The sequence below is a fragment of the Micromonospora acroterricola genome (assembly GCF_003172955.1).
Taxonomy (GTDB): Bacteria; Actinomycetota; Actinomycetes; order Mycobacteriales; family Micromonosporaceae; genus Micromonospora; species Micromonospora acroterricola.
Genome location: NZ_QGKR01000306.1, coordinates 1 through 13,301 on the forward strand (window position 1 = coordinate 1; position 13,301 = coordinate 13,301).

At 71.2% G+C, this 13,301-nt stretch carries 15 protein-coding genes; 6 read left to right on the forward strand and 9 right to left on the reverse strand.

Going from position 1 to position 13,301, the window contains the following annotated elements; genetic code table 11:
- Nucleotides 1-99: 99 nt before the first annotated feature.
- From qcrB to ctaE, 4 genes are all read right to left on the reverse strand, one after another.
- Nucleotides 100-1,731, reverse strand: coding sequence for a cytochrome bc1 complex cytochrome b subunit (qcrB, locus tag DKT68_RS26860; protein WP_109820171.1), 1,632 nt, complete (start codon nt 1,729-1,731; stop codon nt 100-102).
- Nucleotides 1,728-2,825: a cytochrome bc1 complex Rieske iron-sulfur subunit gene (gene qcrA / locus DKT68_RS26865; RefSeq protein WP_109820172.1), complete on the reverse strand. Its 1,098-nt coding sequence runs from the start codon at nt 2,823-2,825 to the stop codon at nt 1,728-1,730. The genes qcrB and qcrA overlap by 4 nt, the downstream gene beginning before the upstream one ends.
- Nucleotides 2,826-2,892: 67 nt before the next feature.
- Nucleotides 2,893-3,729 (reverse strand): cytochrome bc1 complex diheme cytochrome c subunit, encoded by an 837-nt coding sequence (qcrC, locus tag DKT68_RS26870; protein WP_109820173.1) that lies wholly within the window; start codon nt 3,727-3,729, stop codon nt 2,893-2,895.
- A gap of 72 nt (nt 3,730-3,801) precedes the next feature.
- Nucleotides 3,802-4,401, reverse strand: a complete 600-nt coding sequence (gene ctaE / locus DKT68_RS26875; protein ID WP_109820174.1) for an aa3-type cytochrome oxidase subunit III — start codon at nt 4,399-4,401, stop codon at nt 3,802-3,804.
- A gap of 108 nt (nt 4,402-4,509) precedes the next feature.
- Here ctaE and DKT68_RS26880 point away from each other — a divergent pair, with 108 nt between their 5' ends.
- The 4 genes from DKT68_RS26880 to DKT68_RS26895 all read left to right on the forward strand — a co-directional run bounded on the left by DKT68_RS26880 (nt 4,510) and on the right by DKT68_RS26895 (nt 7,490).
- Nucleotides 4,510-5,496 (forward strand): cytochrome c oxidase assembly protein, encoded by a 987-nt coding sequence (locus DKT68_RS26880; protein WP_109820175.1) that lies wholly within the window; start codon nt 4,510-4,512, stop codon nt 5,494-5,496.
- A gap of 106 nt (nt 5,497-5,602) precedes the next feature.
- Nucleotides 5,603-5,998, forward strand: a complete 396-nt coding sequence (locus DKT68_RS26885; RefSeq protein WP_109820176.1) for a response regulator — start codon at nt 5,603-5,605, stop codon at nt 5,996-5,998.
- Nucleotides 5,999-6,086: 88 nt separating this feature from the next.
- The gene (gene trpD, locus DKT68_RS26890) at nt 6,087-7,130 is read left to right on the forward strand and encodes an anthranilate phosphoribosyltransferase (protein WP_109820177.1); all 1,044 of its coding nucleotides are present in this window, start codon (nt 6,087-6,089) and stop codon (nt 7,128-7,130) included.
- A 153-nt stretch (nt 7,131-7,283) separates the two neighbouring features.
- Complete coding sequence (locus DKT68_RS26895; RefSeq protein WP_109820178.1) at nt 7,284-7,490, forward strand: hypothetical protein; 207 nt, start codon at nt 7,284-7,286, stop codon at nt 7,488-7,490.
- Between the two features lie 102 nt (nt 7,491-7,592).
- Here the strand turns inward: DKT68_RS26895 and DKT68_RS26900 are convergent, their stop codons facing one another.
- Both DKT68_RS26900 and ctaC read right to left on the reverse strand, forming a co-directional pair.
- Nucleotides 7,593-8,018, reverse strand: a complete 426-nt coding sequence (locus DKT68_RS26900) for a cytochrome c oxidase subunit 4 (protein ID WP_109820179.1) — start codon at nt 8,016-8,018, stop codon at nt 7,593-7,595.
- Between the two features lie 8 nt (nt 8,019-8,026).
- Nucleotides 8,027-8,998, reverse strand: a complete 972-nt coding sequence (ctaC, locus tag DKT68_RS26905; RefSeq protein WP_109820180.1) for an aa3-type cytochrome oxidase subunit II — start codon at nt 8,996-8,998, stop codon at nt 8,027-8,029.
- A 229-nt stretch (nt 8,999-9,227) separates the two neighbouring features.
- On the opposite strand from ctaC, the gene DKT68_RS26910 reads away from it, so the two are divergent.
- Complete coding sequence (locus tag DKT68_RS26910) at nt 9,228-10,379, forward strand: cysteine desulfurase family protein (RefSeq protein ID WP_109820181.1); 1,152 nt, start codon at nt 9,228-9,230, stop codon at nt 10,377-10,379.
- The gene (locus tag DKT68_RS26915; RefSeq protein WP_109820182.1) at nt 10,376-10,609 is read left to right on the forward strand and encodes a sulfurtransferase TusA family protein; all 234 of its coding nucleotides are present in this window, start codon (nt 10,376-10,378) and stop codon (nt 10,607-10,609) included. The genes DKT68_RS26910 and DKT68_RS26915 overlap by 4 nt, the downstream gene beginning before the upstream one ends.
- Nucleotides 10,610-10,752: 143 nt before the next feature.
- Here the strand turns inward: DKT68_RS26915 and DKT68_RS26920 are convergent, their stop codons facing one another.
- The 3 genes from DKT68_RS26920 to erpA form a co-directional block, all read right to left on the reverse strand.
- Entirely contained in the window at nt 10,753-11,547 is a 795-nt protein-coding gene (locus DKT68_RS26920) for an inositol monophosphatase family protein (protein ID WP_109820183.1), read from the reverse strand.
- Nucleotides 11,544-12,521, reverse strand: a complete 978-nt coding sequence (locus DKT68_RS26925) for a carbohydrate kinase family protein (RefSeq protein WP_109820184.1) — start codon at nt 12,519-12,521, stop codon at nt 11,544-11,546. The genes DKT68_RS26920 and DKT68_RS26925 overlap by 4 nt, the downstream gene beginning before the upstream one ends.
- Nucleotides 12,522-12,722: 201 nt before the next feature.
- On the reverse strand, nt 12,723-13,091 hold the full coding sequence (gene erpA / locus DKT68_RS26930) for an iron-sulfur cluster insertion protein ErpA (RefSeq protein WP_109820185.1): 369 nt from the start codon (nt 13,089-13,091) through the stop codon (nt 12,723-12,725).
- Between the last annotated feature and the right edge of the window lie 210 nt (nt 13,092-13,301).

The following is a 13,301-nucleotide window of genomic DNA, read 5'->3' on the forward strand; positions in this document are numbered from 1 at the left end:
CGTCCCACTCCTGGTCGGATGGGCGGTGGGGTGGACGCGGACACTACGTGGCGCCCGCCGGAATTCCGGCGGGCGCCACGTAACGGTGCGATCGGGGGGTCAGTGGCGGCTCTCGCCGCTGCCGACCTCCTCGCGCTCGGGCCGGGCCTCGACCGGCGGGTGGCCGGGCGACACCGGCGCCTCGGCCGGCTTCTCGATCGGGTAGAAGAAGCCCCGGATCGCCGGGCCGAGGGCCCCGAGCCGGTTCATCTTCTTCGGCACCACCCAGCCGGCGTACTCCAGCTCGCCGTGGCCGTCCGCGTGCCCGTCCGCCGCGCTGAGCGGCTGGTGCACCTCGACGAACCGGCCGTCCGGCATGCGCCGGATGATGCCGGTCTCCACGCCGTGCGCGAGCACCTCCCGGTCGTGCTGCTGGAGACCCAGGCAGAGCCGGTAGGTGACGTAGTACGCCAGCGGCGGGACCACCAGCAGGCCGATCCGGCCGGCCCAGGTCATCGCGTTCAGGCTGATCTGGAACTTGTCGGCGATCACGTCGTTGGCGCCGGAGAGCGTCAGCACGACGTAGAAGGCGACCGCCATGGCGCCGACCGCGGTCCGGGTGGGAACGTCCCGGGGCCGCTCGAGCAGGTTGTGGCTCTCCTTGTCCTTCAGGTGCCGCGCTTCCATGAAGGGGTAGAGCGTCGACAGACCCACCAGGATCCCGGGCAGTACCACCGTCGGCCAGAACAGCGGCGGGATGACGTACCCGTCGCCCAACGGGATGGTGATCTCCCACGCCGGCATGAGACGCGTCGAGCCGTCGAGGAACATGACGTACCAGTCCGGCTGGCTGGCGGCGGAGACCACCCACGCCTCGTACGGGCCGAAGTACCAGATCGGGTTGATCTGGAACAGACCACCCATCAGTGCGACGACCGCGAAGACGAGCATGAAGAACCCGCCCTGCTTGAGGGCGTACCGCGGGAACATCCGCTCGCCGACCACGTTGCCGTTGGTCCGGCCGGGACCGGGCCACTGGGTGTGCTTCTGCTTGAAGACCAGGCCCAGGTGGACGCTGATCAGGGCGATCAGCAGGCCCGGGATGAGCAGCACGTGGGCGATGAAGAACCGGCTGATGATGATCGTGCCGGGGAACTCGCCACCGAAGATCGACGAGGTGAGCCAGGAGCCGATCACCGGGATGGACAGCATGATCGCCGAGGCGATCCGCAGGCCGGTGCCGGACAGGCCGTCGTCCGGCAGCGAGTAGCCGGTGAAGCCGGCCAGGAAGCCGACCCAGAACAGCAGCGAGCCGATGATCCAGTTGGCTTCCCGCGGCTTGCGGAAGGCGCCGGTGAAGAAGACCCGCAGCATGTGCACGACGATCGCGGCCATGAACAGCAGCGCCGCCCAGTGGTGCATCTGCCGCATGATCAGGCCACCCCGGACGTCGAACGACAGGTCCAGGCTGGAGGCGTACGCGGCGGACATCGGCGTGCCCTGCAACGGCGCGTAGCTGCCGTCGTAGACCACCTCGGTCATCGCCGGCTCGTAGAAGAAGGTCAGGAAGACACCGGTCAGCAGGAGGATCACGAACGAGAAGAGCGCGATCTCACCGAGCAGGAAGGACCAGTGGTCGGGAAAGACCTTGTTGAGCAGCCGGCGCAGCGGCGTGGCCACCTGGAAGCGGTCGTCCACTCCCCGCGCGGCGTTGCCGGGCACCGCTGCTACGTCAAACTTACGGCGCTTCATGCGGGTCGCTCCCAGAAGTCCGGCCCGACCGGCTCCTGGAAATCCGTCCGTGCCACGAAGAAGCCCTCTTCATCCACCTCGATGGGCAGCTGCGGGAGCCTCCGGCTGGCGGGACCGAAGATGGGGCGGGCGTTGTCAGTGATCAGGAACTGCGACTGGTGGCACGGGCAGAGCAGACGGTTGGTCTGCTGCTCGAACAGGCTGGCGGGGCAGCCGGCGTGCGTGCAGATCTTCGAGTAGGCGATGTAGTTGCCCCACATGAAGTCCGGCTTGCGCTCGCGCTCGTTGTTCCGTCGGGCGTCGACCGCGTCCGAGTCCCGCAGGTGGATCAGCAGCGTGGGCGAGTCGGCGTGCCGGTTGCTGACGCCGTGCTCGATGCCCGGGAAGACGGTCAGCTGACCGCCGGAGCTGATGTCCGCGGGACGGATCGGCCGGCCGTCCTCACGGACCAGCCGGATCTTCTCGCCGGTGTTCGCCGCGGCGTAGCCGGTGCGGAACATCTGGTTGTTCTTGTGCGGGTCGGAGATCAGCCCGCCGACCAGCGGCGCCGCGACCACCGCCCCGACCGGCGCGAGACCGGCCAGCAACGAGATGCCGAGCAGCGGACGCCGCTTCACGCCCAGTTCGTCGGCCATGTAGAGCATCGTCTCGCCGACGATCCGCTGGTCCTCCGGGGAGGAGGACTGGCCCTGGTGGCGGTCCTGGATCGAGACCTCCTTGGGCAGCACCTTCTTGCCCCAGATCAGGATGCCGAAGCCCACCGCGGCCAGCGCGATGCCGAGGGTCACCCCGAGCAGCGGGGTGAAGAACCGGTCGCCGCCGTGGCCGGCCTCGTACTGCCACGGCCACCAGATGTAGACGACCAGGAAGGCGGTCGCGGCGAGGCCGGTCAGCAGGAAGAGGAACGTGACCAGCCGAATCATCCGGCGCTCGGCCTTGGTGCCGGGGGCGAGCTGGGCCTCGTAGTGGACGATCTCGATGTCGTCCCGCCGCGCGCCCTCCTGCACGATGTCGAATCGGCTGATCTTCGGGTCGTCGATGTCGAAGGACTGGCCACCGGCTTCGCCGGCCGTCTTGTCCGTGTGGGTGCTCACGCCCTCACCTCGCTACGGGCGCTGCCGGGCTGGGGCAGCACAGCACTGGGTCGAAAGATGCGCTCGGTCACGACTTGCCCGCAATCCACAGGCTGGCGAAGACCAGCGCGACGATGCCGACCAGGAAGATGGCCAGGCCCTCGGTGGACGGCCCGTACCGGCCAAGGTTGAAACCGCCGTGGTCCTCGCCCTGCTTCAGGGTCTCCTGAATGTAGGCGATGATGTCGGCCTTCTGCTCCGGCCGGAGCTGGTTGTCGCCGAACACCGGCATGTTCTGCGGGCCGCTCAGCATCGCCGCGTAGATCTGCCGGTCGGTCGCCGGGCGCAGGCTCGGGGCGAACTTGCCCGAGGAGAGGGCGCCGCCACCGCCACCGAAGGCGTGGCACTGCGAGCAGTTGACCCGGAACAGCTCGCCACCGGACGCGATGTTGGCGTCCTCGTGGAGGTTCTCACCGTCGGGCACGATCGGGCCGCCACCGAGCTCCTGGATGTACTGGGCCAGCTGGCGGGTCTGCTCGTCGGTGAACAGCGGGGGCTTGCGGTGCGCCTGCGCCTCCTGCCGGGCCATCGGCATCCGGCCGGAGCTGACCTGGAACTCGACCGCGGCCGCGCCGACGCCGATCAGGCTCGGTCCGCGGCCCTCGACGCCCTGGGCGTTGCGTCCGTGGCAGGTCACACAGCTCACGTCGAACAGCGCCTTGCCCTCGGCGGCGGCGCCCGTCAGCGGCGGGTTGTCCTGCGCCTGCGCACCGGGCGCGAAGACGGTGTAGGCGCCGCCGGCGAGCATCAGCGCGGCGAACAGCCGGACCGCGGCGCCCAGCCGGCGGCGGCCCCTGCTGCGCGCGGCGGGCCGCTCGCGCAACCGCGCGAGCAGACCGCGTCGGCGGTCGTTGTCAGAAGTCATGAGCTGTGTCCTTAACCGGTTGGACCTTGTCTCAGGGGACGGAGCAGCGGCGCGGTTCGTGACGCGCCAAGATCACTGAAGCCAGTAGATCATGGCGTACAGCGCGATCCACACGACGTCGACGAAGTGCCAGTAGTACGACACGACGATCGCCGAGGTCGCCTGCGCCGGCGTGAACCGGCCCATGGTCGTGCGGACCATGAAGATGATGAAGGCGATCAGGCCGCCGGTCACGTGCAGGCCGTGGAAGCCGGTGGTGAGGTAGAACATCGAGCCGTAGCCGTCTTCGTTGATCTTGACGCCCTCGTGCACCAGCGTGCGGTACTCGTTCAGCTGACCGAGCACGAAGATCAGGCCCATCACGAAGGTGACGGTGAACCAGCGCCGCAGCGCGTGGACGTCGCCCTTCTCCGCCGCGAAGACACCGAGCTGGCAGGTCACGGAGGACAGGACCAGGATCACGGTGAAGGTGGTCGCGTACGGGATGTTCAGGTGCTCGGTGTGCTTCTCCCATTGCTCCGGCGCAGCCGCGCGGATCGAGAAGTACATCGCGAACAGCGCCGCGAAGAACATGAGTTCGCTGGAGAGCCACACGATCGTCCCGACGCTGACCATGTTGGGTCGGGTCAGGGAGTGGATCCGGCTCTTGTCAATGGCTGGGGCCGCAGTCACGCCGTCATTATTGCCCCTGACCGGGGCCGGCGATCAGCGGGGTGGCAAACCCGCGCCTTCCGTGGCCCGAGCGTCAGGGTCCGGTTCGCCTGGCCTAGCCTGAAAAGCGTGCTGCATGTCGATCCGATCTTCGCCGCCACCTCGGCTCTTCCGGCCGCGGTGCTCGCGGCCGTCCCGGCGGGCCCGTCGGCACTGGCCGCCGGGGGTGAGGCGACCCCGCCCCCGTTCACCGTCGGCAGGGTGCTGACCGAGACCCGGCTGGACAGCTGGCTGGCCCTCAGCCTGGTGCTGGCCGCCGGCCTCTACCTCTACGGCGTGTACCGGCTGCGGCTCCGTGGCGACGGCTGGCCGATCTCCCGCACGGTGTTCTTCCTCGGCCCCGGCCTGGGCGGCATCGCGCTGGTCACGGTCAGCGGGCTGCACGCGTACGACACCGCGCTGCTCTCGGTGCACATGATCCAGCACATGGTGCTGTCCATGGTCGCGCCGATCTTCCTGGCACTCGGCGCGCCGATGACGCTGGCCCTGCGGACCCTGCCGGTCCGGGCACGCAAGCGCCTGCTGGCGATCGTGCACAGCCGGGTCGCCCGGGTCTACAGCTTCCCGCTGGTGGCGTTCGCCATCTTCGTGGTCAACCCGTTCGCGCTGTACTTCAGTGACCTGTACCGCCTCACCCTGGAACACGCCTGGGCGCACGAGCTGGTGCACGCGCACTTCATCATGACCGGCTGCGTGTTCTTCTGGCCGCTGCTCGGCCTCGACCCGCTGCCCGGCCGCTGGCCGTACCCGGCGCGGGCGCTGCTGATGCTGCTCTCCGTGCCGTTCCACACCGTGCTCGGGCTCACCATCATGCAGAGCACCACGCTCTTCGGCGGCGACTGGTACCCGTCGCTCAACCTGGGCTGGGCCGACCCCTGGGAGGACCAGGTGCTCGCCGGCGGCATCCTGTGGGCCGGCGGGGAGTTCGTCAGTGTGACCATGCTCGCCGTGCTGGTGGTGCAGTGGGTCAAGCAGTCGGAGCGGGAGGCCCGCCGGGTCGACCGCGAGCTGGATCGCCAGGAGGCCCGCGACCGCGCCGCCGGCACCCCCGCCTGACCTGCGGTGACGGTGCGCCGGGCGGCCGCCGGCGGGCGGGATGTCGGCTACATCACGTGGACCGGTACGATCGGCGGGCAGCTACGAGGTGGGAGCCAGTCCAGCCATGAGCGATCGTCTTTGCACCGTCCTGCTCTACAGCGACGACCCGCAGGTCCGTGACCGGATGCGGCTGGCCGTCGGCACCCGGCCCGCGCCCGGTCTGCAGATCGAGTTCGTCGACGCGTCGACGTACGCCGAGACCATCCGGCTGGTCGACGACTACGAGATCGACCTGCTGCTGCTCGACGGCGAGGCCAGCCCCGGCGGCGGCATCGGCATCGCCCGGCAGATCAAGGACGACCGGGACGACGCGCCCCCGACCTGCGTGGTGATCGCCCGCGCCGCCGACCGATGGCTCGCCGCGTACGCCGAGGTCGACGCGACGCTGGTGCACCCGCTCGACCCGGTGACCACCGGCAGCACGGTGGCCGAGCTGCTGCGGACGCACGCACCCGCCTGACGTCCCCGCTCTCCGGCACCGCCACGGCGCCGGAGCATCCGGCGCCGGTTCCAGCCCACCCGCACTTCGCACGCTCGGGAGGCCCGCCATGGGCGATCGGACCTGGCCGCACCTGCTCAACGCGCTGCTGCGCGGCGACGAGTTGTCCACCGCCGACACCGCCTGGGCGATGGGCGAGATCATGGCCGGCTCGGCGGGCGCGGCGCAGGTCGCCGGCTTCGCCGTGGCGCTGCGGGCCAAGGGCGAGACCTCGGCCGAGCTGGCCGGGCTGGTGGAGACGATGCTGAGCCGGGCGGTGCCGGTCGACCTCCCCGAGGAGCTGCGCTCCACCGCGTTGGACGTGGTGGGCACCGGCGGTGACCTCGCCCACACGGTCAACATCTCCACGATGGCGGCGCTGGTGGTGGCCGGCGCCGGCGTCCGCGTGGTCAAGCACGGCAACCGGGCCGCGTCGTCCTCCTGCGGCACCGCCGACCTGCTCGAGTTCCTCGGCGTCCCGCTCGACCTCGACCCGGACGCGATCGTCCGCTGCGTCACCGAGGCCGGCATCGGGTTCTGCTTCGCCGCCCGGTTCCACCCCGGGATGCGGCACACCGGGCCGGTCCGGCGGGAGCTGGGCGTGCCCACCGTGTTCAACTTTCTCGGCCCCCTGACCAACCCGGCCCGGCCCCGTGCCGGCGCCGTCGGCTGCTTCGACCGGCGGATGGCACCGGTGATGGCCGGCGTGTTCGCCGCCCGCGGCGACTCGGTGCTGGTGATGCGCGGCGAGGACGGGCTGGACGAGTTCACCACCGCCGCGCCGACCCGGGTCTGGGCCGCCCAGGGCGGCACCGTACGCGAGGCTGTGCTGGACGCGACGGACCTGGGGGTGCCCCGGTCCACCCTCGGGGACCTGCGCGGCGGTGACGCCGCGTACAACGCCGGCGTGGCCCGCCGCCTGCTGGCCGGCGAGACCGGCCCGGTGCGCGACGCGGTGCTGGTGAACGCGGCGGCGGCGTTGGCGACGCAGGGCCCGCTGGACGGCGATCTGACCGAGGCGCTGCGCGCCGGCCTGGGCCGTGCCGCCGAGTCGATCGACTCCGGCGCGGCGGCCTCCACCCTCGATCGCTGGATCGAGACCGCCACCGCCTGAGCACCCCGGGCGGCGAGGTCAACGATGTCGCGGACCACCGCCCTGCGAGAAATGTCGGACCCGCGTGGGAAACTACACCTGAGTAGTTCTCCGCTTCCGTTCGTGCCGTTGTGGCATCCGGGGGCGGGTCGCCCGGAGTGAGAGGAGACGCCCGTGTCGGACCGCGAGCTCTACTGCGACGTCTGCGAGGGCGTGGCACCGTTCGAGGCGCCGCCCTGCGTCGACGGCCACGGCACCGACTGTCCCGAGCTGGTCTGCACCGGATGCGGCGCCGCCGTGGTGATCGCCACGTTCGCCTTCAGCGTCACCCGGCTCGCCGATCGCCGACGCCGCCAGCCCACCCGGCGCCACGCCGCCTGAGCGCCGGCTGACAGCACCGAGCCGCACGACGAAGGCCCGCTCCCCCACCGGGGAACGGGCCTTCGTGGCGGTACGGGTCGGTCGCGACGGCGACCGGGTGGATCAGTGCTCGGCGGTGCGCCGGGTGCCGGTGTAGTACTCGAACAGCAGCCCGCAGGCGCCGAAGACGACCGCCACCATGCCGGCGCCGACCAGCCACAACTGCCAGAACACCAGGCCCATGCCGGCGATCGCGGCGGCCAGCGCCAAGCCGAACGGCCAGTAGCTGCCCGGGCTGAAGAAGCCGACCTCACCGGCGCCGTCGGCGATCTCGGCGTCCGGCCGGTCCTCCGGGCGCAGGTCGATCCGGCGGGAGACGAACCAGAAGAAGCCGCCGCACATCGTGCAGAGCAGGAACGACAGCAGCAGGGCGACCGTGCCAACCCACTCGATGCCGCCGGACTCACCGGCCGTCCAGGCGCCGTAGAGGACGGTGGCGCCGGCGAGGAACCCGGCGATGATCAGGAAGATACGCCATTCGGTCTTCATGCCGCTGCTCAGCTTCCCGTTCCGGCCGGAATCTTGTCCGGGTTGAAGTTGGCCTGCGTCCGCCGGGTCTCGAACGGCTGGGTGGTCTCCGCGTACGGCTTCTCACCGATCGCGATCAGCGCGTCCTGCGTCGACTTGCCGCTCTGCTTGGCCGCCAGGAACTGGTCGTACTGCTCCGGCGAGACCACCCGCAGCTCGAAGTTCATGAACGCGTGGTAGCTGCCGCACAGCTCGGCGCAGCGGCCGACGTAGGCGCCCTCGGTCTCCAGGCTGGACACCTCGAACACGTTACGGATCTTGCCCGGCATGACGTCCCGCTTGAACAGCAGCTCCGGCACCCAGAAGGAGTGGATGACGTCGCGGCTGGTCTCCTCGAACCGGATGGACCGGTTGGTCGGCAGCACCAGCACCGGGATGACCTCGCTGGTGCCGAGCGTCGACGCGGTGGTGCGGGCTTCGGTGCCCTGCCCGTCGCGGTAGTTGAACTGCCAGTTCCACTTGAACGCGACGACCTCGACCGTGACGTCCGGGTTCTTCGAGAGCTTGTTCACGTCGGTCTGCACGATCGCCGTGTAGTAGAAGAGCACGGAGACGATCAGGATCGGCGCGATGGTGTAGAGGAACTCCATCGGCATGTTGTAGCGGGTCTGCACCGGCAGCGCGTTGCCACGCTTGCGGTAACGCACGACGCACCAGAAGATCAGGCCCCACACAAAGATGCCGACCGCGAGAGCGGCGATGCAGGAGGCGATCCACAGGTCGTACATCCGCCGGGACTCGGCCGAGATGCCGCCCTGCGGCCAGCCGAAGCCGTCGAATGCGGCACCGACGTCACAGCCAGTGAGCAGCACCAGCAGCGCCACACCGCCGAGACCGAGCCCAGCCACCCGACCAGCACCGCGCCGCCGGCGTCCACCGGCCCCCGGGGAAGCGCTGTGCCGTACGGCCGACGACCGTACCTCCGAACTCCTTGCGACCACCTGGTCCTGCCTCCCTAGCGCGCCGCGGTGCGTCTTTCCTCAGCACCGGCGGCAAAGGCGTCACCGACGGTCGCAGATTACTCGACCATGACGGACTCGGCCGTGGTGGGGTCACTGTCCGCCCCCATCGGAGGTATCCCGGGCATACCGCCGCGATACGTTGGGATCCGTGAGCGCGAGGAGTGAGCCGGGGTTGCGAGCCCCGCAGTCGCGAACAGAAGGTGGCACCGTGAGCGCATCCCCGGTCTACCTGGACGCGGCGACCGCCGCGCCGATGCATCCGGTCGCCCGGCAGGCGCTGTTGGCGGCCCTCGACGACGGCTGGGCCGACCCGGGCAAGCTCTACACGCAGGCCCGCCGGGCCCGGCAGCTGCTCGACGCCGCCCGCGAGGCCGTCGCGCAGACGCTCGGCGTCCGCGCCGACGAGCTGTCCTTCACCCCCAGCGGTACGACGGCGGCGCACGGGGCGGTGCTCGGTGGCCTGGCCGGGCGGCGCCGGGTCGGGTCGACGCTGGTGCACTCGGCGATCGAGCACTCCGCGGTGCTGCACGCCGCCGAGCGGCACGTCGCGGCGGGCGGCGACGCCCATCCGGTGCCGGTCGACCGGCTGGGCCGGCTGGACCTGACCGCCTGGTCGGACGCGGTCCGGGGCCCCGGGGTCGCGCTGGCCGCCCTGATCACCGCCAGTCACGAGGTGGGCACCGTGCAACCGGTCGCCGAGGCGGCCGCCGCCTGCGCCGACGCCGGCGTGCCGCTGTACGTCGACGCCGCGCAGTCGGTCGGCCGGGTGCCCCTGCCGGCGGGCTGGTCGGTGCTCACCGCCAGCGCGCACAAGTGGGGCGGCCCACCGGGGGTGGGGCTGCTGGCGGTCCGCAAGGGCACCCGCTGGGAGTCGCCGTGGCCGGCCGACGAGCGGGAGGGCGGGCGTACCCCCGGGTCGGTGAACCTGCCCGCGGTCGTGGCGGCGGCGGCGAGCCTGCGCGCGGCGGCGGCCGACGCGGCGGCCGAGGAGACCCGGCTCGCGCCGCTCGTGGACCGGATCCGGGCGCGGGTCGCGGCCGAGGTGCCCGACGTGGAGGTGGTGGGCGACCCGGTGCTCCGGCTCCCCCACCTGGTGACCTTCTCCTGCCTGTACGTCGACGGCGAGGCGCTGTTGCACGCGCTGGACCGGCGCGGCTTCGCGGTGTCGTCCGGCTCGTCCTGCACCTCGTCCACGCTGCGCCCGTCGCACGTGCTGGAGGCGATGGGGGTGCTCTCGCACGGCAACGTCCGTGTCAGCCTGCACCGGGAGACGACCGAGGCGGACGTCGAACGGTTCCTCGCCGAGCTGCCCGGGATCGTCGCCGGGCTGCGCGCCGAGGCCGGGGTGGTGGGGCTGTGACGATGCCGGACGAGGTGCTCGACTGCCGTGGTCAGCGCTGCCCGCTGCCGGTGATCGCGGCGGCGCGGCGAATGCCCGAGGTGCCGGTGGGCACGGTGGTGCGGGTCCTCGCCGACGACCCGGCCGCGGCGGTCGACATCCCCGCGTGGTGCCGAATGCGCGGCCAGGAGTTCGTCGCTGCCATAACCGGCCCGGACGGCCCCGCCTACGATATCCGCCGCGCCCACTGACGCCCGCCGCCGCACCGCACTGCCGGGGCGCCGAAACCGCCCGGTGTACGTCCGGAGCGCGCTGCTCTTGATCGTTGGACGATCAGCAGCATTCGTCACGGCGTGTCGCGCTGCTGAGTGTCGAACAACAAAGAAAGCGCCGGTCAGGCGGGGGCGGTGAGGATCTTCAGCGCGGCAGCGTGCAGGGCGCCACTGCGGGCGAAGAGGGCCGGGCCGGGCGTGGGCCGCGGCTGACCGTCGAGGGCGCTGAATCGGCCGCCGGCCTCCTCGACGATCAGCGAGGTCGCCGCGTAGTCCCAGACCTGCCCCCGCACCTGGACGGTGAGATCCAGTTGCCCCCGGGCGACGAGAAGCGCGGCGTGGATGTTCCATGGGGTGGTCGTCGCCACCGCACCCAGCGGTGCGATCAGGTCATGCTCTGCCTGAGAAAGCTCCGCCTCGGTGGGGATCACGCCGAGGCTGCTGCCCGCCAGACCGTCCTGATCCGGACGGGAGACGGAGATTCGCCGTTCGCCGGTCACACCTGCGCCGGAGATGTCCGCCTCGAAGGCGCCGCCGCCTCGCTGCGCCCACCAGACCCGTCCCTGCGCGGGAACGACGGCCACTCCGACAACAATCTCACCAGCCTCTTCCAGCGCGACGAGGACCAGCCACCGGTCATCGCCGTCCACGAAGAGCGCGGTGCCGTCGATCGGGTCGACGATCCAGCGACGGCTCCCGCCGCCGGTCTGTCCGGCTTCCTCGCCGAGGACGGCATCGTCTGGTCGGGCATCGCCCAACACCTCCCGGATGGCGGCCTCAACCGCACGGTCGGCCTCGGTGACGACGCTGCCGTCCGATTTCAGCTCCCGCGGAAGCTCGGCGAGGGCCGCGAAGTACTGGAGGCCGACCGCGGCGCCGGCCAGCGCTGCGCGGCGAGCAACCAGGAGGTCGCTCACGGCAGGAGGTGCGGGCGGATCTCGTCGGCGGCGGTGTCGCCGTAGGACTCGGCGAGGCGCTTCACGAACAGGTCGCGGCGGACGTCGTACTCCTGGGTGCCGACCGTCTCCAGGACCAGCGTGGCCAGCAGCGAGCCGACCTGGGCCGCCCGCTCCAGGCCGAGCCCCCAGGAGAGCGCGGTGAAGAAGCCGGCCCGGAAGCCGTCGCCCACGCCGGTCGGGTCGATGGCCCGGATCTCGCGCGCGATCGGCACGTGGATCGGGTCGATGCCGCGCCCGGCGATCTCCACACCGTGCTTGCCCAGCGTGGTCACCCGGACCTTGACCAGGTCCAGCAGCTGGTCGTCGCTCAGGCCGGCCTTGCTCTGCAGCAGCGACTTCTCGTAGTCGTTGGTCATCAGGTACTCGGCGCCCTCGATCAGCGCCACCACGTCCTCGCCGGGCATGCGGGCGAGCTGCTGCGAGGGGTCGGCGGCGAACGCGTACCCGCGGGTGCGGCACTCGGCGGAGTGGCGGAGCATCGCCTCGGGGTCGTTGGCGCTGACCAGCACCAGGTCCAGCCCGCCGAGCCGGTCGGCGACCGGCGCCAGCTCGATGTTGCGCGCCTCACTCATCGCGCCCGCGTAGAACGACGCGATCTGGCACATGTCGGTGTCGGTGGTGCAGACGAACCGCGCGGTGTGCGCGACCTCGCTGATGTGCACCGAGTCGCAGTCCACGCCATGCCGCTCCAGCCACGAGCGGTAGTCGGCGAAGTCGGCGCCCACCGCGCCGAGCAGCACCGGGCGCAACCCGAGCTGGCCCATGCCGAAGGCGATGTTCGCCGCCACCCCGCCACGGCGGAGCACCAGGTCGTCCACCAGGAAGGAGAGGGAAACCTTGTGCAGCTGATCGGCGATGAGCTGGTCGGCGAAGCGACCGGGGAAGCTCATCAGGTGATCGGTGGCGATCGAGCCGGTCACGGCGATCTTCATGTCAACCCTCGGGGTCGGGAGCAGGGCGCGGTCAGCCTACCGGGGCGGCAACCCGCCGGTGTCCGGTCGGTCGGACAACGGCAACCGGCCGGCAACCGCCTGGTCAGGGACCCGCCGGGACCGCTCCCAGGCCTCGGAACCCCGACACGACGACGGGGCCGCCCCGGAGGACGGCCCCGTCGTGACGGTGCGTGGCGCGACTCAGTTGAACGAGTCGCCGCAGGCGCAGGAGTTGCCCGCGTTGGGGTTGTCGATCGTGAAGCCCTGGGCGTCGATCCGGTCGGCGAAGTCGATCGTCGCACCGGAGAGGTACGGAGCGCTCATCCGGTCGACGACGACCCCGACACCACCGAAATCGGTGACGACGTCACCGTCGAGGGAACGCTCGTCGAAGAAGAGCTGGTACCGCAGGCCGGAGCAGCCGCCCGGCTGCACCGCGACACGGAGCCGCAGGTCGTCGCGGCCCTCCTGCTCGATCAGAGCCTTGACCTTCTGCGCCGCGACGTCGGTGAGGACGACGGAAGTAGGGGCCTTGGCCTCGGTCGACTCGGTCTGCGCTGGCGTGGTCACGTGGAAGTCTCCCTGCGCGGTATTGGGTCCGGACTCACTGGCCAACGCCGCACGCCGTCCAGTGATTCCCGGTGTGGTCCTCAACCGATCGTACGCCGCCTCGGCCGACCTCCACCCGCGTGGCGTGACGCCCGCCGCAGGTCGGCCCGCTCGCGGCCGGGGTCGCCGGCCTTCGGCGCGGCGAGCGCCGGACCGGTCGCGCGGCCCGGC

Bases quoted from the DNA above. Each gene is read 5' to 3' on its own strand.
- qcrB (WP_109820171.1), bottom strand. From the start codon at position 1,731: ATGAAGCGCCGTAAGTTTGACGTAGCAGCGGTGCCCGGCAACGCCGCG.
- qcrC (WP_109820173.1), bottom strand. From the start codon at position 3,729: ATGACTTCTGACAACGACCGCCGACGCGGTCTGCTCGCGCGGTTGCGC.
- DKT68_RS26885 (WP_109820176.1), top strand. From the start codon at position 5,603: ATGAGCGATCGTCTTTGCACCGTCCTGCTCTACAGCGACGACCCGCAG.
- trpD (WP_109820177.1), top strand. From the start codon at position 6,087: ATGGGCGATCGGACCTGGCCGCACCTGCTCAACGCGCTGCTGCGCGGC.
- DKT68_RS26900 (WP_109820179.1), bottom strand. From the start codon at position 8,018: ATGAAGACCGAATGGCGTATCTTCCTGATCATCGCCGGGTTCCTCGCC.
- DKT68_RS26925 (WP_109820184.1), bottom strand. From the start codon at position 12,521: ATGAAGATCGCCGTGACCGGCTCGATCGCCACCGATCACCTGATGAGC.